This is a genomic window from Nonomuraea sp. NPDC005650, assembly GCF_040605375.1.
In the GTDB taxonomy this organism is placed as follows: Bacteria; Actinomycetota; Actinomycetes; order Streptosporangiales; family Streptosporangiaceae; genus Nonomuraea.
Genome location: NZ_JBEXCR010000006.1, coordinates 339,140 through 360,018 on the forward strand (window position 1 = coordinate 339,140; position 20,879 = coordinate 360,018).

The following is a 20,879-nucleotide window of genomic DNA, read 5'->3' on the forward strand; positions in this document are numbered from 1 at the left end:
TCACGACGAGCGGGGGCGCCAGTCGCCGCGGTCGAGGTCGAGGTCCTCCGGGGTGTGCAGCCTGACCATGGTCCTGGCGACCCCGGGCGGCACGCGGTGCGGGGTCAGGAACGACACCGACACCATCACCGCGAACGCGATCGGCACCGTCCAGGCCGCCGGCTGGCTCAGCAAGGCCCCCGCGGGCCCGTCGTACGGACCGGCGACGATCGTGACGAGCACGGCCGCGCACGCCAGCCCGCCGCCCACGAACAGCCCGGCCAGCGCCCCCGTCGTCGACAGGCGGCGCCACCAGATGCCCAGCACGAGCAGCGGGCAGAACGACGAGGCCGCCACCGCGAAGGCCAGCCCCACCACGTCAGCCACCGGCAGCGCCCGCGCCCACAACGCCAGGGCCAGCGGCACCGCCACCGCCATCAGCGTGGCGATCCTGAACGAGCGCACGCTGCCCTTGAGCAGGTCCTGCGCGATCACCCCCGCCACGGACACGGTCAGCCCCGACGAGGTGGACAGGAACGCGGCGAACGCCCCCGCCGTCACCAGCGCCGTCAGCAGCTCGCCCACCGTGCCGCCGACCATCCGCTCGGGCAGCGTCAGCACGACCGTGTCCGTGCGGACCAGGTCGGGCGCGTAGAGGCGGCCGAGCCAGCCGTACACGGCGGGCAGCAGGTAGAAGGCCCCGAGCAGCGACAGCACCACCAGCGTCGTGCGGCGCGCGGCCCGCCCGTCCGGGTTGGTGTAGAAGCGCACCAGCACGTGCGGCAGCCCCATGGTGCCCAGGAACGTGGCCAGGATCAGCGAGTACGTCGAGTAGAGCCCGTACTCCTTGCCCCCGGCCAGCGGCACCTGCCAGGTGGCCGCGTCCTGCGGGCTGACCGCGGGCGCGCCGTCGGCCTTCCACGCCATCAGCAGGAACACCAGCGGCAGGGCCAGCGCCGTCAGCTTGAGCCAGTACTGGAACGCCTGCACGAACGTGATCGACCGCATGCCGCCGGACAGCACGTTCACCGCCACGACGACGGCGACCAGCAGCCCGCCCACCCACACCGGCGCGCCGGTGATCTCCCGCAGCACCAGGCCCGCGCTCTGGAACTGCGGCATCAGGTAGAACCAGCCGATCAGCACGACGAGCACGCTCGCGGTGCGGCGCACGGCCATCGACTCCAGCCTGGCCTCGGCGAAGTCCGGCAGCGTGTACGCGCCCGAGCGCCGCAGCGGCGCCGACACCAGCACGAGCAGCACCAGGTACCCGCCGGTCCAGCCGACGGGCAGCCAGAGCATGTCCACGCCGAACGACAGGATGAGCCCGGCGATGCCCAGGAACGAGGCCGCCGACAGGTACTCGCCGCCGATGGCCGAGGCGTTCCAGAGCGGGCTGACGGTGCGGGAGGCGACGTAGAAGTCGGAGGTGGTGCGGGAGACCCTGATCCCGAACGCGCCGATCAGCACGGCCGCCACCACGACCACCAGCACCGCCGCGAGGCTCATGCGCCCTCCTTCGTCGGGCGCATGAGCCTGACAGAGCTGTGTCTAATTGGTCGCTCGCTACGCTCGCTCATGCGACCGGCTCCGCCGCTCGCGCGCGTCCGGTCATCGCCGTGCTCATGGCCGCTTGACCAGCTCGGCGAAGTGGCGTTCGTTGCGCTCGGCCTGGCGCACGTACAGCCAGGCGCCGATGACGAAGGCGGGGTAGATGAGCCCGGCGAGCACCGCCCACGGGAGCGGGACGCCGAGCAGGTGCACCGAGCGCAGCTCGGGAATGAGCAGGAACAGCAGCGGCAGCCCGCCGACCACGCACGCCAGCACCGTGCAGACGAACAGCGCCAGCCGGACCTGGGTGCGCAGGAACGAGCGCATGTAGACCTCGCCGAGCCGGGTCTGCTCGTCGATCTCCCGGGTGCCCGGGTAGCGCGGACGGCGGGCGGCGGCCGTGCGCGGGCTCGTCACGGCCACCCGGCGCGGGGCCTCGCGCCGGGACGCCTCCACGCGGGGCAGGGGCGCCCGGCGCCCTGGACGCGGTTGGCTCATCACGACCTCGCCTTCCTGGCTCTGCGCACCAGCAGGTCGCGCAGCTCGCGCGTGTGGCGGCGGCTGACCGGCAACTCGGTGTCCCCGACCCGCACCGTGCACTTGCCCGAGTCGATGTGCAGCTCCTCGATGTGCTTGACCGCCACCAGATGGCTGCGGTGCACGCGGACGAACCCCGCCGAGGCCCACCGCTCCTCCAGGGTGGCCAGCGGGATCCGCACCAGGTGGCTGCCCGTGGCCGTGTGCAGCCGCGCGTAGTCCCCTTGCGCCTCCACGTAGATCACGTCGGCGCTGGACACGAACCGGGTCACCCCGCCCAGCTCGACCGGGATCGTGTCGGTCTCCCCCACCTCCGCCGGCACGTCGGCCGAGACCGCCACCCGCCGGATCGCCTCCGCCAGCCGCTCCGGGCGTACCGGCTTGAGGAGGTAGTCCTCGGCCTTGATCTCGAACGCGTCCACGGCGTGCTCCTCGTACGCCGTCACGAACACGACCCTGGGCGGGTTCGCGAACTGCGACAGCAGCCGCCCGAGCACCACCCCGTCGAGCCCGCGCATCCGGATGTCGAGGAAGACCGCGTCGATCGGCCGGCCGTCGGCGATGGCGCGGTCGAGCAGCCGCAGCGCCGCCGCGCCGTCCCTGGCGGTGGCCACCTCGCCGATGCGGGGGTCGGCACGCAGCAGGTACGACAGGTCTTCGAGGGCCGGCAGCTCGTCGTCGACCGCGAGGACCCGTAGTTGCGCCATAGACAGTGATAAAACCGACAAGAAAGATCCAGGTCAACGGGCAGAGACGCCTGGGTGATATTTCGGCAACCTGACGTTGACCTTGGTGCCCGCTCCCTGGGCGGTTTCGACCACGAGGCCGTACTCGTCGCCGTAGACCTGGCGCAGCCGCTCGTCCACGTTCGCCAGCCCGACGCCGCCCGAGGCGGGGATGTCACCTGCGAGGATTCGGCGCAGCCGGTCGGGGTCCATGCCGAGCCCGTCGTCCTCGACGCTGATGCGGCACTCGGCCCCGGCGTCCTCGGCGATGATCGTGATGCGGCCGACGCCGTTGCGGCTCTCCAGGCCGTGCCTGACGGCGTTCTCGACGAGCGGCTGCAGGCACAGGAACGGCACCGCGACCGGCAGCACCTCGGGCGCGATCCGGAGCGTCACCTGGAGCTGGTCGCCGAACCTGGCCCGCTCCAGGATCAGGTAGCGGTCGATCGAGCGCAGCTCCTCGGCCAGCGTGGTGAACTCGCCGTGCCGCCGGAAGGAGTAGCGGGTGAAGTCGGCGAACTCCAGCAGCAGCTCCCTGGCCCGCTCCGGATCGGTGCGGACGAAGGAGGCGATCGTGGTGAGCGAGTTGTAGATGAAGTGCGGCGAGATCTGCGCCCGCAGCGCGCGCACCTCGGCCTCCATGAGCAGCGTGCGCGAGCGGTCCAGCTCGGCCAGCTCCAGCTGCGAGTCCACCCACCCGGCCACCTCCTGCGCGGCCCTGACCAGGCCCGCCGAGGCGTCCTGCCCGTAGGCCGCCAGGGCGCCCACGACCCGGTCGTCGGTGGTGAGCGGCACGACCACGGCCTGGTGGATCGGGCATTCGAGCAGGTCGCAGTCGATGGTCAGCACCTGGGTGCGGCCGTCTTCCAAGGTGGCCGCCGCGTGCTCGAACGCCTGGTCGGCGTGGTGCTCTCCGGCGCCGTCGTACACGAGCAGCCGCTCGCGGTCGGTGATGGCCAGCGCGGCCGAGCCGAGCAGCGCGCGCAGGTGGCGCGAGGCCCGCTCGGCGCCGTCGGCGGTCAGCCCGGCCCGCAGCGGCGGCCCGGCCAGCGAGGCGGTGTGCAGGGTCTCGAACGTGGCCCGCTCCGCCGGACTGGTGCCCAGCTCGCGGCGCCCCCGCATGACCCGCCAGAGCACGATCGCGGGCACGCTGACGAGCACCGCGACCACGGTGACGCCCACCACGTACTCCACGCCGCCAGAGCCTAGCTCAGAGGCCCTCCGCCATCAGAGGCCCTCCGCTGTCACAGGGCCTTCGCTATCAGGTCGGCGAACGACTCGGCCTCCGCGGCGGACTCGTACGTGGTGCGCGGCCAGAAGAAGCCGCGCAGCCCGTCCTTCTTGTTGCGCGGGACGATGTGCACGTGCAGATGGGCCACGCTCTGGCTGACGCGGTTGTTCATGGCCACGAACGTACCGGCGACCTGCAGCCCCTCCTCCACCGCCCGGGCCACGGCCTGCACCCGCTCGAAGAACGGCCCCACGTCGGCCAGGTCGGCGAGCGTCTCGACGTGGACCCTCGGCACGACCAGCACGTGCCCCTTGAAGACCGGCCGGACGTCCAGGAACGAGACCGCGACCTCGTCGGAGTGGACCATGGTCGCCGGTCGCTCACCCGCGATGATCTCGCAGAACAGGTCAGTGCTCACCGCCCGACCCTATCCGCCTCATCCGCGAGGCTGTCGTGCTGCCCGCTCCGCGAAGGCCGTCCAGCTCGTCACGTTGGGCGCCGACCACTCGGCGGGGGCGTGCAGGAAGTGCTCGCCCACCCGCTCGCGCAGCCGCTGCGGCACCTCGGCCACCTTGGCGCCCCTGCAGTGGTAGACCAGCCCGCCCCCGCGCTGCCCCATCGCCATCCACGGCAGCCACGGCGAGACCCGGCACCACGAGAACACGCACGGCACGTCCGGCACGCCCGAGTCGAGGTCCTTGGCCGAGGCGAAGAACTGGAACAGCTCCAGCGCCCGGTAGGTGTCGCTCGCCGAGTTGTCGGGGTGGTCGGCGACCTTCAGGGGCGAGGGGTAGGCCAGGCGGATGTCGATGTTGTAGATCACCTGGTCGCCCAGGCGGGTGGTCGGCACGGGGTAGGCGCCGAGCCGCTGGTTGACCGGGTCGTTGAAGACGTGCTGCACCTCGACCGCCCGCTCGGTGAGCGGGTTGTCCCAGGTGTCGAGCACCTCCCTCGTCCTCGGGTCGAGGTAGAGGGCGGCCTCCCTGGTCAGCAGCTGCCAGCCGCCGTCGGCCTCGACCGCTCTGGCCACGTTCAGGCCCTCGAACCCGAACAGGTGGTGCGGCCCGCCGTCGTCCTGCCAGCCGTACACGTCGCCGGTCCAATAGGAGATGGTCTCCGCGCCGTCGGAGGAGGCGCGCACCCGGATGAAATCCATGATCCCCACACTAACCGGCGGGGTTCCGCGGCGCCGGGCTCACCTGACCGGCGCCGGGCTCACCTGACCGTCACGGTGAAGACGGCCTCGCCCGACTGCTGCCGGCTCTGCTCGTCGGGCGGCGTCGTGGACTGGCCGCACCGCCAGCAGTCGTACAGTTTGATCTCCGTCGTGCCCGGGCGCTTGCTGTTGAACACGAAGTAGGTCGTGCCCCCGGCCCCGACCCCGCCGCTGCCCTCGGTCTTGTGCTCCTCGCTGATGAACGAGGCGACCTTCGGGTCCGGCACGGCGACCAGCTTCCAGTCGTCGCCGACGGACGGGTTGTCGGCGACGACCAGCGAGAAGCGCTGGCCGGAGCGCAGCTCGACGGGCACGGTCGTGCCCTTGGCGCCCTTGACCAGCGTGCCGAAGTCGCTCACCGCTGAGCCTCCGCCGCATCCCGTCACCAGCAGGGCGAGGATGGCGGCGGCGGCCGTTCGACGAATCACCACGGCAGCGTATCGGCCCCCGTGGGCGCCGGCCGTACCGTCCCCTCCTATCCGAACGGGCGGCGGCGCCGCAGCGTCATGCGCGGGCGGCGGTGCCGGCGCAGCATCATGCGGCGGATGACGAAGGCGGTCACGGCGCCCGCCGCGGCGACGAGCAGCACGGGCCCCTTCCGCACCTGTCCGGCGGCGTCCTTGACCTGGTGGGGCGTGCCCTCGCGGACCTTGCCCGCCATCTCCGACGCCTTCTCCTTGACGGACCCGGCCATACCCGCCGCCCTGTCCCTGGCGGACCCGGCCATGCCCGCGGCCCTGTCCTTGGCGGCCTCGGCCGCGTGGGCGGCCCTGGCCTTCACGTCGGTCTTGGCGGCCAGCGCCGAAACGGTGTCGCCCAGTTCCCTGCGGGTTTCCTCGATCTCCTTGCGCACATCGCCCTCTTCCCGGTGCTTTGTCCCGCGTCCCGTCGTCCCGTGTGCCTGGCGCGTCCCGCCGCGGTGGTGGCGCGGCGACTCCGCCTCGGCCCACTCGCGTTCCAGGGCCTCGGTCTGCTCCTTGTCGAAGGGGGCTTCGGGGGGGAATGTCTCGTGTGCCATGCGTTCCTCCTCTACCCGCCGGGCGTTCTCGGCGGCCCCCGGCCGGGTCGGGGGCACGTTGATGGACTCGCGTTCGGTCGGCGTGCCCACCATCGCCCTGCGGGCGCCGACGTCTCCGGCGTGTTGTCCGGGATGTCCCGGATCGGTCTCACTCATCGCCGTGCCCTCTCCTTGACCATGTCGATGTCGGCCCTGACGCTCGCGATGGTCTCCGACGGGATCGGCGAACCGACGCGTCGTACCTGGCCCTTGCCGACCAGGCCGAGCAGTGCGGCCATGACGAAGAGCAAGCCCGCCACGATGAGGGCGGCCGCCCACGCGGGCAGCACCAGGGCCAGAAGCAGGATGACGGTGGTCACGAGTGCGGCGCCGCCGAAGAACGCGGCCATGCCCGCCGCGCCGAACAGCCCCGCGCCGAAGCCCGCGTGCTTGCCCTTTTCCGCCAGCTCGATCCTCGCCAGGCGGACTTCGTCCCTCACGAGCCTGGAGAATTGCTCGGAGAGGTCGTTGACCAGCTTGTGGGTGTCATTCACGACGCTCGCCTCCTCCGCTGAGGAAGGCGACTACCCAGACAAACGGCCCTCTATCACGCGGTTTTACCGCTTGGCGACCCTGAGCAGGAATCCCAGGGCCGACAGCACCGGATCCTTCTGCGTTTCACACCAGTTGTCCGGCTGCTTGGGCTTGCTCCACGGAGACGGGAGCTCACAAGAGGGAGCCTGCGGCTTGGGCCGCTCGCACCACGATCCGGGAGGGTTCATACCGAATATGGTACAACTTCAGGTACGGCTTATATAAGCCTTTCCTCACCTTTTGCGCAGATGAGGTGGACCAGCGCGGCCACCCTCCGGTAAGGGTCGGTCCTGCCCGCGCGCTCCTCCGCCGCCAGCACGTCGTCGATGTCCTCGGGGACGGGCGCGTCAGAGGGCGCGGCGTCGCAGAACACCCGCACGCCGTACCACTGCCGCACCCCCAGCCCCTGTACGGCCAGCCGCCGCGTGAGCTCGTCGAGCCGGTCGGCCCTGGCCGGGACGCCGAGCCTGTTGACGTAGCCGGTGCCCTCGAACGCCCGCAGCGCCCGCGCCCAGTCGCCCATGAGCCCGTCGCGCATGGCGAGGGCGTCGCCGTTGCGGACGAGGAGCGACAGGACGCCGCCGGGCGCGAGGAGGCGGGCGAGGTCGGCGAGCAGCGGGTCGGGGTCGTCGAAGTACATCAGCACGCCGTGGCACAGGACGACGTCGAAGCTCCCCGGCCCGAACAGCTCGCGCAGCCGCTCGGCCGGGGCCTGGACCGTCCGGATGCCCATACCCGGCTGGATCCCGGCCTCCAGGAGGCGGAGAAGGTCGCGGGAGGCGTCGAGGGCGGTGACGTGGTGGCCCCTGGCGGCCATCCTGAGGGCCTGCGTGCCCTGGCCGGAGCCCACGTCGAGGATGCGGCAGGAGGTCTTGGGGAGGTGCTCGGCGAGCTGGCGGGTGACGAGGTCCTGCCGGACGACGTCACGCAGCGTCCCCAGCCCGGCCGACCATCTGCCCTCTGCCCCTGAGAACCTCATGTGCAGGATCCTAGGCGGACCCGATCTTCCACCCACCGCAGACCCCCCGTCTGAGGGCGCGGCGCGGGCCCGGTGGGGGCGGGGTGGTGGCGCGGCGCGGGGGCCGGGCGGGCCTGATCTCGCGTGGGTGGCGGTAGCCTGCCGGGGTGCTGGTACACGGGGTCTGGGCGGGCGGCGGGCTCGCCTTCTGGGCGGAGGCCGGCGACGGGTCCCCTGTGGCCGCCCCGCGCCGGCAGGCCGGGCCCGCGCGCCACCCGTTCGCCGCCCCCGCGTCCGGCGTCGCCGCCGCGCTCGGCCTCGACGACCCGCCGTCCCGGACGCTGGAGCTGCTCCTGCCGGGCTCGGCCAAGGAGCCCCTGCCCTCGCCCGAGACCGGCCGCCTGCCGGAGACGACCCGGCCGCGGCTGCGACTCTGGCAGGTCCCCGCCGTGCTGCCGACCACCGCGGAGGCCCTGCACGTGCCGGCGGAGCACACCGGCACCGCGACCATGCGCCACTGGGCCGCCGTGGTGGCCTTCGCCCGCGACCTGGTACGCCGGGGCCGCGTCATCCCGCAGCTCAGCCCCTCCCCCACGAGCCCCGGCCGCGAGGCCGACGACGACATGGCCATGTGGGCCGTGCCGGAGGCCGGTGCGCGGGCCGTCTGGCGGCCGGTGGTGACCGGGGCCGACGCCGGATACTTCCGGGAGCTGGCGCTGGCCATGCCGCCCGCGTGCCGTACCTCCCGCGTCGAGCGCCCGTCCGCCGGCGTCCTGCGCGAGGCCCTTGAGGCGTTCACCGACGCCCTCGTCCGCCAGACCCTCACCGAGCCCCTGGTCGCCCGGCCCAGGACGCTCCACGAGCGCTGGCTGGCCGCCCTGACCGGCCCGGCGCCCGAGTGCCCCGACGTGCCCGAGCTGCGCCGGGAGCTGGAGCGGTGGCACGAGAGCGTCGAGTCGGCCGAGGGCGCGACCCGGGTGTGCTTCCGGCTGCTGGAGCCCGCCGACACCGAGGACTGGCGGGTCGAGCTGGCGCTGCAGGCCGCCGACGACCCCAGCCTGTACGTCCCGGCCGCCCGCGTCTGGAGCGGCGGGACGGTGACGGGGCTGCCCGGCAGGCCCGAACGCGAGCTGCTGGCCGGGCTGGGACGGGCCGTCAGGCTCTATCCCGAGCTCGACCGCGCCCTGCGCGGGCCCGCGCCGAGCGAGCTGGCGCTGGACACGGCCGGCGCGTTCGGGTTCCTGCGCCAGGCGGCGCCCCTGCTGCAGGCGGCCGGGTTCGGGGTGCAGCTGCCGCGCTGGGCCGGGCGTACGCGCCTGGGGCTGAAGCTGACCACCAGGACCAAGGCGCAGACGGCGGCCACCGGCCAGGGGTTCGGCCTGCGCGAGCTGGTCGACTTCCGCGTCGACCTGGCGGTGGGCGACCAGACGATCGGCGAGGAGGAGCTGGCCGAGCTGGCCAGGCTGAAGGTGCCGCTGGTCCGGGTGCGCGGCCAGTGGGTGGAGCTGGACGACCGGCAGCTCAAGGCCGCGCTCCGGGCCGTGGAGGGCGCCCGTACGGGTGAGGCGAGCGCCGCCGACCTCTTGCGCCACGTGGTGCGGGAGGACGACGCCGAGCTGCCGCTGCTGGAGATCGACGCCGACGGCGTGCTCGGCGACCTGCTGTCCGGCCAGGCCGAGCGGCGGCTGACGCCCATCGCGACCCCCGCGGGGCTGGACGCCACGCTGCGGCCCTACCAGGAGCGCGGGCTGGCCTGGCTCAGCTTCCTGTCGGAGCTGGGCCTGGGCGGGGTCCTGGCCGACGACATGGGGCTGGGCAAGACGATCACCACGCTGGCCCTGCTCGTCCACGAGCGGGCCGGCGCGCCCACGCTCCTCGTCTGCCCGATGTCCCTGGTCGGCAACTGGCAGCGGGAGGCCGCCAGGTTCGCGCCCGGCCTGCGCGTCTACGTCCACCACGGCAGCGGGCGCGACGCGACGCTGATCCCCGGCGCCGACCTGGTGATCACCACGTACGGCACCGCCCAGCGCGACCTCGAGACGCTCAAGGGGCACGAGTGGCGCAGGGTCGTGTGCGACGAGGCCCAGGCGATCAAGAACAGCGGCACGCTTCAGGCCCAGGCCGTGCGGTCGATCCCCGCGGGCGGCCGGCTCGCCCTCACCGGCACCCCGGTCGAGAACCACCTTGCCGAGCTCTGGTCGATCATGGAGTTCGCCAACCCGGGGCTGCTGGGGCCGCGCTCGCGGTTCAGGACCCGTTTCCAGGAGCCCATCGAGGCCCGCCAGGACGAGCAGGCCGCGCGGGCGCTGAAGCGGGCGACGGGCCCGTTCATCCTGCGCCGCGTCAAGACCGACAAGTCGATCATCTCCGACCTGCCGGAGAAGCTGGAGGTCAAGGAGTGGTGCCCGCTCACCACGGAGCAGGCCACGCTCTACCAGGCGGTCGTGGACGACATGCTGGCCAAGATCGACGACAGCGAGGGCATCGAGCGGCGCGGGCTGGTGCTGGCCGCCATGGCCAGGCTGAAGCAGGTCTGCAACCACCCGGCCCACCTGCTCAAGGACGGCTCCCTCCTGGCGGGCCGGTCCGGCAAGCTCACCCGGCTGGAGCAACTGTCCGAGGAAATCCTGGCTGAGGGCGAAAAGGCCCTGCTTTTCACGCAATATGCCGAGTTCGGCACCATGCTGCAGCCGTACCTCGCCCAAAGGCTCGACACCACGGTCCTGTGGCTGCACGGCGGCCTGCCGAAGAAGACCCGTGACCGCCTGGTCGACCGGTTCCAGAACGACGAGGAGCCGATGCTGTTCGTGCTGTCGCTCAAGGCGGCCGGGGTCGGGCTCAACCTGACCGCCGCCAACCACGTCGTCCACGTCGACCGCTGGTGGAACCCGGCCGTCGAGGACCAGGCCACCGACCGGGCCTTCCGCATCGGGCAGCGCAAGAACGTGCAGGTGCGCAAGCTCATCTGCGCGGGCACCCTCGAAGAGCGCGTCGACCAGCTGATCGAGCGCAAGAAGGCCCTGGCCGAGCGGGTGGTCGGCACCGGCGAGGACTGGCTGACGGACCTGTCGACCGAGGAGCTGCGCGAGGTGTTCAGGCTCACGGCGGAGGGGGTGGGCTGAGGATGCCGGACCGGTTCCAGGCCACCGGGCCGATCAAGGTCGAGGGCGGCATCAGGGCCCGCACGCGGCGCGGCACCATCGGGTCCACCTGGTGGTCCAGGCGCTTCATCGACATCCTGGAGCGCGTCTGCGACAAGGGCCGGCTCTCGCGGGGCCGCGCCTACGCCCGCCAGGGCCAGGTCCTGTCGATCGACCTGTCCCCTGGCGAGGTCAGGGCCGCCGTCCAGGGCTCGCGGCCCGAGCCGTACGAGGTCGTGATCAGGGTCGAGGCGTACGGCGAGCGGCGCTGGGCCGCCATCGAGGAGTCGATCGCCGAGCAGGCCGTCTACCGGGCCAAGCTGCTGGCGGGAGAGATGCCGACGGAGATCGAGGAGCTGTTCGCGGCGCTCGGGATCGACCTGTTCCCGCGCGATCTCGACATGGACTGCTCGTGCCCCGACTGGGGGTTCCCGTGCAAGCACCTGTCGGCGGCGCTCTACCTGCTGGCCGAGTCGTTCGACGACGACCCGTTCCTGGTGCTGGCCTGGCGCGGCCGGACCCGGGAGCAGCTGCTGGGGTCGCTGGCGGAGGACGCCCCCAGGCTGGAGGTGCCGGACGTGCCGTTCGTCGACCGGCTGGCCGACTTCTACGCCCCCGGCGCCACGGCGCACCGGCCCGAACGCCGCCCCGCGGCCGCCGCCCCGGACCTGCTCCTGCGCGTCTTCCCGCCGCCCGCCGATCTGGCCCGCACGCTCACCCCGGCGTACCGGCGGCTCGCCGACTCCTGAGGGCCCGGGTGGTCAGCGGTCCTCGAAGGAGGCGGGCACCATCACGCGCACGCCGTTGGGGACCACGCGGAGCCGGATCGGGGTGCGCAGCCGCACCTCGCCGTCCACGTCGGCGGCCATCGGCGGGTCGGTCTCCAGCAGCATCTCCCGCGCCACCACGAACGGCCCGCCGGCCATGCTGCGCCACCGCCCGGTGGTCGCCCTGATCAGGGTCTCGCCGAGCAGCCGCAGCTTCTTGCCCGAGCCGAGCTGGTAGGCCACCAGCATGCCGTTGTCGATGCTGATGTCCTTGGCCACCTGCCAGCCGCCGTGGAAGCGGCCGTTGGCGATGTTGAGCTGGTGGGTGAGCAGCTCGTGGCGCTGCCCCTCGACCGTGATGTACGCCCGGAACGGCGTGTGCCCCGGCAGGATCGTCAGGGCGGTCAGCGGGTAGGCCGGACGCCCCACGATGCGCTTGAGCCACGGCTTGACCTTGCCCGCCACCTCGACGGACACCCCGAAGCTGGCCAGGTTGGCGAAGGGCCGGTCGTCCGCCATCCCCAGGTCGATGTCGGCCACCTTGCCCTCGGCGAACACCCTGATCGCCCCCGCCAGGTCGAGCGGCAGGCCGAGGCTGCGGGCGAAGTTGTTGGTGGTGCCGAGCGGCAGCACGCCGAGCGCCACGTCGCGGTGGGCCACATGGCGTACGGCCGAGGAGAGCGTGCCGTCGCCGCCGCCCACGACGAGCAGGTCGGGCTCGGTGGCCAGGGCGGCGTCGAGCAACTCGCGCAGCCGCTTGGGGTTGTAGACCGACAGCTCCACCAGCGGCTCGAAGCCGAGGTTGTGGATCTGCTCGATCACCTCGAAGTAGTGGCGGCGGCCACGGCGCGAGCGAGTGTTCACCACCACTGCCACCTTGCGATCCCTCCGGATCGCCTCGGTGTGCTCGTCTTTGGTGCGCAATTCGCTCATGGTCACCAATGGTAGGTGCAGACCGCGTCGCCTACGGCCGGACGAGGAGGGCCGCCGGGGACACCCCGGCGGCCCTCGTGATCGTTACTTCTTCGGCGGGACGACCTGGACGACGGCGCCCAGGTTGCCCGGCAGCGGGCTCACCAGCTTGAACTGGACGCCCAGTGCCTTGCCCTCGTCACCGGGGTTGCCGGTGCCGAGCACCGAGCCGGCGGCCACCTGGCCGTACAGCTCGGTGGCGGGGGTGCCGTCCTGGTGCACCACCCGGCTGCTGTAGGTCTGGTCACCCTTCGACGGCACGACCGCCGAGGCGTCGAAGTCACGGTAGTAGAGACCGTTGTCGATCACCTCGAGGCCCGGGAACCAGGTCTTGGCGTCGGTGAAGGCCGAGACGCCCTTCAGCGCGGGCAGGTCCGTGCAGTACGCGCTGAACGGCTCGTCCGCCGCCTCGATGCACTCCTTGAACGGGTACGTCTTGCCGAACCCGAACGCGGCGTTGGACGACTGGACGCGCCCCTGGAGGTTCTTCTGCAGCGTCGGGTCCTTCTCGGCCGCGGTCCCGGTGCGGCGCAGCGGGTCGAAGTGCGAGTCGACGACCAGCAGGCTGCCCTTGGGCCCGAGGCTCGGCGGGAGCCGCAGGGTGTTGCCGACGTTGTTGTTGATGAACGTCGAGTCGCGGTACCACACCAGCAGGCCCGGCGCGTTGTACTTCAGCTTCTGCACCTTCCACGCCCCGTCGCGGAGGTAGTCGGTGTCGTAGGTGTACTGCAGACCCTTGTCGAAGCCGTCGAAGTTGCGCCACTCGGCCAGGTAGAACCGGGAGATCTCGCGACTGCCGTTGTTCCGGGTCCAGCCCCCGCCGCTGGTGTTGGTGAACGTGCCGCCGACGGCCTTCCACCCGTTGTCGCCGTTCTCGACGTCGTCGCTCCAGACGGCCGTGCCGCCGTTGGTGAGCTGGAAGTCGTCGGCGTGCCAGCCGCGCTCCTGGAAGGCGGCGTCGGTGTTGTACGTCAGCCGCAGCTTGATCGTCTTCCCGGCGAACGGCGTCAGGTTGACGTAGTCGTGCCGCCAGCCGCCGCTGTCGCCGGTGAGGCCGTACTTCTTCTCGCCGAAGGCGTGCAGGTTCTTGTTCGGGTCCGGGTAGTCGTCAGGCGTGCTGACCTCGGCCCCGGCCTCGTCGAAGATCTTCTGCTGGGCCCAGGTCTGGCCGCCGTCGGTCGAGACCTCGACGAAGCCGAAGTCCCAGTCCTGCTCGATCACGTAGTTGTTCCACATCCAGAACCTGAGATCGGTTCCGGCGGGGACGGGCAGGTCGCGGGTCACCGTGAGGTTGGCCCAATCCTGGTCCAGGCCGCTCCACCAGGCGTTCGAGCCGCTGTGGACGTCGATCATCTTGAGCGGGGTGGAGGCCAGGTTCACCCGGACGCCGTCCTCGGTGAACTTGGGCGTGCGCGACGACTGTCCCACCGTGACGAGCTTGGAGGCGTCGCCCGGGTTGAACGTCTTCGGGTTCGCCCAGCCGAGCACCCACTTGTCCCACAGGCCCATGTGGGACGGCATCGACTGGAAGATCGGGCCGGAGTGGGAGCCGCTGGACATCAGGTCCCAGAAGTCCACCGCCGAGCTGGCCTGGCCCGAGGTGTCGTACAGGTCGGGCAGGCCCAGGTCGTGGCCGTACTCGTGGGCGAAGACGCCGACGCCGGAGTCCTCGGGCTGCACGATGTAGTTGGAGATCCTCTTGTCGGTGCCGGGGACCTTGTAGCCGCCGGCGACCGCGCTGGAGTGGGCCCAGATCGCGTACGTGCCCTCGGCGCCGCCGTCGGAGGACTTGTCCTTGCCGGCGTGCACCAGCACCAGGTGGTCGATCACGCCGTCGGGCTCGTTGAAGTTGCCGTCACCGTCGGCGTCGGCGACGTCCTCGACGTCGTAGTCGGCCCACGGGAAGTTCGGCTGGGCCTTGACCAGGCTCTCCACCACGTCGATCGGCAGCTGCTGGGCGCCGCGCGGGTTGTCGGGGTGGCCGGACATGTCCTGCGGGGGACCGCCGCAGGCCGCGGCGCCGTACCAGGCCTCGGAGTGCGGGACCTTGATCCAGCCGACCGCCGAGCCGGTGACGGAGTAGGCGCCCTTGGACATCTCCTCGTACATCTTCTTCATCGTGTAGCCGGAGACGTCGATGCCGGGCTTGCCGTCGCGCGGGTCCTTCAGGTCGGGGCGGACGCGCTCGGTGATGCCCTTGTCGGTGTAGAGCATCTTGTTGAAGTGCGCGGGGCTGAAGTCCTTGACCCAGAAGGAGTTGTTGTCCTTGTGCGGCAGCGTGGCCGGGTCGGGGATGTTGTTGTGCAGCGGCCCGTTCTTGAGCGTGCCGGGCGGCTCCACCACGCAGTCGTTCGACTCGCTTTGGGTCGTGCGCAGCCGGTTGAAGCCCGAGAAGTCGTCGTTGGCCTGCTCGTTGAACTCGACGAGGATCGTCAGGAGCTTGGCCGTGCGGGTCTGCTTGGAGTTCTTGAAAATCCATTCAGCGGGATTGCGGCCGGTCCTGATGGCCTGGTTCTCGCGGGCGGCGAGAATGCGACCGGCTGCCGGATTTCCACTGGTGAACTTGCGGTCGAACTTCTGTGCCGGAGTGAGCGAGCGCTGGTTCTGACCGTTGACCGCCGGCTCCTGCGGGTCCCTCTCCACCGCCGGAGGAGCGTAGTTGATGTACTGGTCCGCGGCCGTGGGCTCGTAGTTGGCGGCTGACGCCGCCTGAGCCGTGGGCGCGGACAGGGCGGCGCCGAGAAGGGCGACCACCGGGAAAGCTGCTAATAAGCGCTTCGTGCTGGGCACCAGGAACCCTCTCTGCCCGGGGTGGCCGGGCGCATGGCCATAGGGGTGTGCAATGCCGGACGCTAGAGGGTACTTCAACGAATCGTAAAGTACGTTGTTGAAACGTGATCAAAGGGGGACATTTAGCGCATCGTTGGCGCAGGGGATCAGAACAATATGAGACCGGCCGCAATCCCACCCGCGACCGCGCCCCCGTAGCAGATCACCGCTATGACCAGGTCGAACCTGGCGATGCCGAGCACCTCCTCGCTGGTGAACCTGATCCGGTGCGCGGCGTGGAAAAGACACAGCACGGCGACCCCGAGCAGCGCGAGCCGTACGAGCACGTGGCCGAGCAGCGCGCCCAGGTGCTCGGCGGAGGGCCAGTCGACCACTCCGAGCGGCATGAGCACCCCGAAGAGCAGCACGAGCACCGGCAGCACGAGCGCCGCCACCACTCCCCCGCCACTGAAGAGCAGCCACAGGTACGGCTCCAGGGTGCGTCTCATGGCGACCTCAGGATGAAGAAGGCGATCAGGGCGGAGATCACCACCCAGGCCGAGTGGTTGCCGCCCTGGATCATCCAGGCGGGCACCCGCCAGCCGTCCAGGCGGACGACCGTGGCCTTGGGGGCGAGGTTGAGGAACGTGATCGTGTGGAAGACGGTCGCGGCCAGCGCGAGCACGTTGATCGCGATCATCCACGGCCGGGCGGCCAGGGCCGCGAACTCCTGGAGGCTCCCGGTCCGCACCGCGTCGACGAACATCAGCAGGAAGACGATCGACCAGGCCACGAAGACGCTGGTCAGCTCGCGCAGCACGAAAACGCCGTAATGGCGGGTGCGGATGAACCACAGGCCGTCGCGCGGCGGGCGGTAGGCGGTCGTCATCGCCTGCTCCACGGCAGGACCGAACGCAGGGCGGCGGTCAGCTTGTAGCGCTGGATGGCCTCGGCCGGGTCCACGTGCTTGGGGCAGACCCGCGTGCACTCGCCGACGAACGTGCACCCCCAGACGGCGTCGTCCTGGTTGAGCACGTCGAACCGGTCGCCCATGTCGCGCGAGTCCAGGTTGTAGCGCTGGGCGAGCGCGATGGCGGCCGGGCCGAGGAAGTCGGGGTCGAGCACGTAGACGGGGCAGGCCGAGTAGCAGAGCAGGCAGTTGATGCACATGCTGTACTGCTTGTACGCCTCCAGCTGCTCGGGCGTCTGGGCGTACTCGGCGGTCAGCGGCAGCTCCTCGCCCTCCCTGACCAGCCAGGGCCGCACGGACGACAGCTTGGCCAGGAACCCGTCGATGTCCACGACCAGGTCCCTGATGACCGGGAAGCCCTTCAACGGCTCGATCCTGATCGGGCCCCCGCCGTACTCGGTGAGGAAGGTGCCGCAGGTCAGCCTGGGCTCGCCGTTGACGGTCATGCCGCACGAGCCGCACACGCCCATCCGGCACGACCAGCGGTACGACAGGCTGCCGTCGAGCTGGTCCTTGATGTGGTTCAGGCCGTCGAGGACCGCCCAGTCGGCCATGAGCGGCACGTCGTAGCCCTGGAGCACCGGCTCCTCGTCCTGGCCGGGCCGGAAGCGCGCCACCTCCACCCTGATCGTCGGCGTCACGTCAGTCACGGCCGTACACCCTTTCTCCCGGGGGCCAGCGGGTGATCGTCACGGGGAGCAGCCCGACGGACGGGGTGCCGTCGGGCGCGCGGTGGACCAGCGAGTGCGCGAGGTAGGCGGCGTCGTCCCTGGCCGGGAAGTCGGTGCGCTGGTGCGCGCCGCGCGACTCCTGCCGGTCGAGAGCGCAGGCCACGATGGTCTGCGCGACCTCCAGCATGGTGTGCAGCTCCTGCAGGTTGATCAACTCGGTGTTGAACGCGGTGCTCGTGTCGTCGATGCGGACCTCCTCGGCGCGTTCGCGCAGCTCCGCGAGCGTGTCGACGGCCTTGGCGAGCACGTCGCCCGTGCGGTAGATGCCGGCGGCCCCTTCGAGCGTGTGCTGCATCTCCTCGCGCAGGTCGGCGATCCGCTCACCGGTGCTGCTGCCCTCCCTCACGCGTTCCAACCGGCGCCGCTCGTCGGCCCCCTGGCTGCGCACGGCGGGCGGCTCGCCGTCCCGGTGCGACCTGGCGAACTCGGCGGCGGCGAGGCCGGCCCGGCGGCCGAAGACCAGGCACTCCGGCAGCGAGTTGGAGCCGAGCCGGTTGGCGCCGTTGATGCTCACGCAGGCGGTCTCCCCGGCCGCGAACAGCCCGGCGACCGGGGTGGCGCCGTCGATGTCGGTGTGGACGCCGCCCATCATGTAGTGCACGACCGGGCGCACCGGGATGAGCTCGGTGGCCGGGTCGAGGTTCTGGTAGCTGCGGCACAGCTCGCGCACGAACGGGATGCGGGCGTCGATCTTGCCCTCACCCAGGTGGCGCAGGTCCAGGTAGACGACCGGGCCGTACGGGGTGTCCACCGTGCGGCCCTTCTCCTGCTCGTGCACGAACGCCTGCGAGAGCCGGTCGCGCGGGCCCAGCTCCATGCTGCGCAGCTTCGGGGTGGGCGTGGGCTTGCCGAGGTCGTAGTCCTGCAGGTAGCGGTAGCCGTCCTTGTTGATCAGCCAGCCGCCCTCGGCCCTGGCCGCCTCGGTGATGAGGATGCCGGTGAACGGCAGGCCGGTCGGGTGGTACTGGACGAACTCCATGTCCTTCAGCGGCGCCCCCGCCCGGTAGGCCAGGGCCATGCCGTCGCCGGTCTTGATGGCGGCGTTCGTGGTGAAGGGGAAGACGCGGCCGCAGCCGCCGGTGGCCAGGATGACGGTCCTGGCGGCGATGGTCTCGATGCGGCCGGTCCTGATCTCGACGGCCACGACGCCGTGGACGCGGCCGTCGTCGACGACGAGCTTGGTGACGTACCACTCGTCGTACCGCAACACGTCCTGATATTTCAGGGTTGTTTGGAACAAGGTGTGCAGGAGGTGGAAGCCCGTTTTGTCGGCCGCGTACCACGTGCGCATCTTCTTCATGCCGCCGAACGGGCGCACCGCCACCCGCCCGTCGCTCTCCCGGCTCCACGGGCAGCCCCAGTGCTCCAGCTGGATCAGCTCCTCGGGCGCCTCGGCCACGAACGCCTCGACGGCGTCCTGGTCGCAGAGCCAGTCACCGCCGGAGATCGTGTCGTAGCAGTGCTCGTCCAGCGTGTCGCCGACGCCGATCACCCCGGCGGCGCCGCCTTCGGCGGAGACGGTGTGGCTGCGCATCGGATAGACCTTCGAGACGACCGCCACCTTCAGGGACGGATCCATCTCGGCGACCGCGACGGCCGCCCGCAGGCCCGCTCCGCCTCCTCCGACGATGAGCACGTCGATCATTTACGTCACTTCCCGTGGTCGGGCTGTATCGGGTCCTTCACCCGTTTGCCGTCGTGCCGGATGGCGGACAGGTGGATGCTGCCGTCGTGGTACTCATGCCGGATCCGGCGGCAGCCGCAGTCGAAGAGCTGGTCACGGATCACCAGGCCGTAGCCGTCGTCGTCGACGAGGCGCTCACCGCCGTACTGTTTCCCGCAGGGGGCCGTCTCGGGGGTGAAGGGGATTCGCGTGCCTGTCATCGCCGATCTCCCTAGATAGGCGAAATTTCATGATCAGTCGGGGTTCTCCGAGCGAGGCTCGGCCCCTGAGGCTTCGTCGTGCCCAGGGTTGGGCTCAGGGTCGTGCCCGGCCTCCTCCTCGGCCTTCTCCTCGGCCGCGGAGGGGAGCTCCGCCTGCTCACGGGGGTAGTGCAGGTCGAAGGCGGGGCGTTCGGAGCGGATCGGGGGCATGCTGACGAAGTTGTGGCGCGGCGGCGGGCAACTGGTGGCCCATTCGAGGGAGCCGCAGTACCCCCACGGGTCGTCGAGGGTGACCTTGGGCGCGTGCCTGGCCGTCTTCCAGACGTTGTAGAGGAACGGCAGCGTCGAGGCCCCGAGGAGGAACGCCCCGGCGGAGGAGACCTCGTTGAGCGCGGTGAAGCCGTCGGCCGGGCTGTAGTCGGCGTAGCGCCTGGGCATGCCGATCTGGCCGAGCCAGTGCTGCACCAGGAACGTGGTGTGGAAGCCGATGAACAGCGTCCAGAAGTGCACCTTGCCGAGGCGGTCGTCCAGCATCCGGCCGGTCATCTTCGGCCACCAGAAGTAGAAGCCGGAGAACATGGCGAACACGACCGTGCCGAAGACGACGTAGTGGAAGTGCGCGACCACGAAGTACGTGTCGCTGATGTGGAAGTCGAGCGGCGGCGAGGCCAGGATGACCCCGGTGAGCCCGCCGAGCAGGAACGTCACCAGGAACCCCACGGCGAAGAGCATCGGCGTCTCGAAGCTCAGATGGCCCCGCCACATCGTGCCGATCCAGTTGAAGAACTTCACCCCGGTCGGCACCGCGATGAGGAACGTCATGAACGAGAAGAACGGCAGCAGCACCTGGCCGGTCGGGAACATGTGGTGCGCCCACACGGTCATCGACAGCCCGGCGATGGTGATGGTCGCCCCGACGAGCCCCAGGTAGCCGAACAGCGGCTTGCGGCTGAAGACCGGGATCACCTCGGAGATGATCCCGAAGAACGGCAGGGCGATGATGTAGACCTCGGGATGGCCGAAGAACCAGAACAGGTGCTGCCAGAGCATCGCGCCGCCGTTCTCGCTGTGGAAGACCTGCGTGCCCAGCTTGCGGTCCGACTCCAGCACCAGCAGCGCCGCGGCCAGCACGGGGAACGCCATCAGCACGAGCATGCTGGTCAGCAGCACGTTCCAGGTGAACAGCGGCATCCTGAACATCGTCATGCCGGGCGCCCGCATGCCGATGATCGTGGTGATGAAGTTGACCGAGCCGAGGATCGTGCCCAGGCCCGACAGCGCCAGGCCCATGATCCACAGATCGCCGCCGATCTGCGGCGAGTACATCGCCGTCGACAGCGGCGCGTAGGCGAACCAGCCGAAGTCCGCCGCCCCGCCCGGGGTGAAGAACCCGGCCACCACCATCAGCCCGCCGAACAGGAACAGCCAGTACGCGACCGCGTTCAACCGGGGGAAGGCCACGTCGGGCGCGCCGATCTGCAGCGGCATGACCACGTTCGCGAACCCGGCGAACAGCGGGGTGGCGAACAGCAGCAGCATCACCGTGCCGTGGATGGTGAAGAGCTCGTTGTAGTGCTGCTGGCTGACCAGTTGCATGCCGGGGGCGACGAGCTCGGCCCTGATGATCATGGCCATGGCGCCGGCCACGAGGAAGAACCCGAACGAGGTGATCAGGTAGAGGTACCCGATGACCTTGTGGTCGGTCGTCGACAGCCAGGAGGCGAGTACGGTCCCGGTGCGGCGACGCCTGACCTGCTCGATCGAGGTCTCGCGAACAGTCGTCACGGCTGCTCCCTCCAGTGAGGAGTGCTACCTGCGACGGACCGCTGGACGCCGCCCGCCTCAGGCGCGATTCGGC

Annotated in this window: 21 protein-coding genes; 2 read left to right on the top strand and 19 right to left on the bottom strand. The window is 70.8% G+C overall.

The window, feature by feature from the left end; translation table 11 throughout:
- The 11 genes from ABZS69_RS13125 to ABZS69_RS13175 form a co-directional block, all read right to left on the bottom strand.
- Entirely contained in the window at positions 1–1,488 is a 1,488-nt protein-coding gene (locus tag ABZS69_RS13125; RefSeq protein ID WP_355370493.1) for a cation acetate symporter, read from the bottom strand.
- A 114-nt stretch (positions 1,489–1,602) separates the two neighbouring features.
- A complete protein-coding gene (locus ABZS69_RS13130; RefSeq protein WP_355370496.1) occupies positions 1,603–2,028 on the bottom strand; it encodes a hypothetical protein in 426 nt (141 codons plus the stop codon).
- On the bottom strand, positions 2,028–2,774 hold the full coding sequence (locus ABZS69_RS13135; RefSeq protein ID WP_355370499.1) for a LytTR family DNA-binding domain-containing protein: 747 nt from the start codon (positions 2,772–2,774) through the stop codon (positions 2,028–2,030). The genes ABZS69_RS13130 and ABZS69_RS13135 overlap by 1 nt, the downstream gene beginning before the upstream one ends.
- A 33-nt stretch (positions 2,775–2,807) precedes the next feature.
- Positions 2,808–3,986, bottom strand: coding sequence for a histidine kinase (locus ABZS69_RS13140; RefSeq protein WP_355370501.1), 1,179 nt, complete (start codon positions 3,984–3,986; stop codon positions 2,808–2,810).
- A 50-nt stretch (positions 3,987–4,036) separates the two neighbouring features.
- Complete coding sequence (locus ABZS69_RS13145) at positions 4,037–4,441, bottom strand: HIT family protein (RefSeq protein ID WP_355370504.1); 405 nt, start codon at positions 4,439–4,441, stop codon at positions 4,037–4,039.
- A gap of 18 nt (positions 4,442–4,459) precedes the next feature.
- Positions 4,460–5,179: a DUF1838 family protein gene (locus ABZS69_RS13150; protein WP_355370507.1), complete on the bottom strand. Its 720-nt coding sequence runs from the start codon at positions 5,177–5,179 to the stop codon at positions 4,460–4,462.
- Positions 5,180–5,238: 59 nt separating this feature from the next.
- Positions 5,239–5,667, bottom strand: coding sequence for a protease inhibitor I42 family protein (locus ABZS69_RS13155; protein ID WP_355370510.1), 429 nt, complete (start codon positions 5,665–5,667; stop codon positions 5,239–5,241).
- A 47-nt stretch (positions 5,668–5,714) separates the two neighbouring features.
- Positions 5,715–6,413 (bottom strand): DUF3618 domain-containing protein, encoded by a 699-nt coding sequence (locus ABZS69_RS13160; protein WP_355370512.1) that lies wholly within the window; start codon positions 6,411–6,413, stop codon positions 5,715–5,717.
- Entirely contained in the window at positions 6,410–6,790 is a 381-nt protein-coding gene (locus tag ABZS69_RS13165; protein ID WP_355370515.1) for a phage holin family protein, read from the bottom strand. Before ABZS69_RS13165 ends, ABZS69_RS13160 begins: the two co-directional genes overlap by 4 nt.
- Positions 6,791–6,853: 63 nt before the next feature.
- Positions 6,854–7,018, bottom strand: a complete 165-nt coding sequence (locus ABZS69_RS13170) for a hypothetical protein (protein ID WP_355370518.1) — start codon at positions 7,016–7,018, stop codon at positions 6,854–6,856.
- Positions 7,019–7,047: 29 nt separating this feature from the next.
- Positions 7,048–7,809, bottom strand: coding sequence for a methyltransferase domain-containing protein (locus ABZS69_RS13175; protein WP_355370520.1), 762 nt, complete (start codon positions 7,807–7,809; stop codon positions 7,048–7,050).
- 146 nt (positions 7,810–7,955) lie between these two features.
- Between ABZS69_RS13175 and ABZS69_RS13180 the strand changes: the two genes are divergently transcribed.
- Positions 7,956–10,910, top strand: coding sequence for a DEAD/DEAH box helicase (locus ABZS69_RS13180; protein WP_355370523.1), 2,955 nt, complete (start codon positions 7,956–7,958; stop codon positions 10,908–10,910).
- A 2-nt stretch (positions 10,911–10,912) separates the two neighbouring features.
- Positions 10,913–11,677: an SWIM zinc finger family protein gene (locus ABZS69_RS13185; protein ID WP_355370526.1), complete on the top strand. Its 765-nt coding sequence runs from the start codon at positions 10,913–10,915 to the stop codon at positions 11,675–11,677.
- A 12-nt stretch (positions 11,678–11,689) separates the two neighbouring features.
- On the opposite strand, the gene ABZS69_RS13190 is transcribed toward ABZS69_RS13185, so the two are convergent.
- The 8 genes from ABZS69_RS13190 to ctaD all read right to left on the bottom strand — a co-directional run bounded on the left by ABZS69_RS13190 (position 11,690) and on the right by ctaD (position 20,806).
- The gene (locus ABZS69_RS13190; RefSeq protein ID WP_355370529.1) at positions 11,690–12,628 is read right to left on the bottom strand and encodes a diacylglycerol kinase family protein; all 939 of its coding nucleotides are present in this window, start codon (positions 12,626–12,628) and stop codon (positions 11,690–11,692) included.
- A gap of 84 nt (positions 12,629–12,712) precedes the next feature.
- The gene (locus ABZS69_RS13195) at positions 12,713–15,457 is read right to left on the bottom strand and encodes an immune inhibitor A domain-containing protein (RefSeq protein ID WP_355370532.1); all 2,745 of its coding nucleotides are present in this window, start codon (positions 15,455–15,457) and stop codon (positions 12,713–12,715) included.
- A 146-nt stretch (positions 15,458–15,603) separates the two neighbouring features.
- Positions 15,604–15,945: a fumarate reductase subunit FrdD gene (gene frdD, locus ABZS69_RS13200; protein ID WP_355370535.1), complete on the bottom strand. Its 342-nt coding sequence runs from the start codon at positions 15,943–15,945 to the stop codon at positions 15,604–15,606.
- Positions 15,942–16,325: a hypothetical protein gene (locus tag ABZS69_RS13205; protein WP_355370538.1), complete on the bottom strand. Its 384-nt coding sequence runs from the start codon at positions 16,323–16,325 to the stop codon at positions 15,942–15,944. The genes frdD and ABZS69_RS13205 overlap by 4 nt, the downstream gene beginning before the upstream one ends.
- Positions 16,322–17,056, bottom strand: coding sequence for a succinate dehydrogenase iron-sulfur subunit (gene sdhB / locus ABZS69_RS13210; RefSeq protein WP_355370540.1), 735 nt, complete (start codon positions 17,054–17,056; stop codon positions 16,322–16,324). Before sdhB ends, ABZS69_RS13205 begins: the two co-directional genes overlap by 4 nt.
- Positions 17,049–18,782, bottom strand: a complete 1,734-nt coding sequence (gene frdA, locus ABZS69_RS13215) for a fumarate reductase (quinol) flavoprotein subunit (protein ID WP_355370542.1) — start codon at positions 18,780–18,782, stop codon at positions 17,049–17,051. The genes sdhB and frdA overlap by 8 nt, the downstream gene beginning before the upstream one ends.
- Before the next feature lie 5 nt (positions 18,783–18,787).
- Positions 18,788–19,021, bottom strand: coding sequence for a hypothetical protein (locus ABZS69_RS13220; RefSeq protein WP_355370545.1), 234 nt, complete (start codon positions 19,019–19,021; stop codon positions 18,788–18,790).
- A 33-nt stretch (positions 19,022–19,054) separates the two neighbouring features.
- Positions 19,055–20,806, bottom strand: a complete 1,752-nt coding sequence (ctaD, locus tag ABZS69_RS13225) for a cytochrome c oxidase subunit I (protein ID WP_355370548.1) — start codon at positions 20,804–20,806, stop codon at positions 19,055–19,057.
- Positions 20,807–20,879 lie beyond the last annotated feature (73 nt).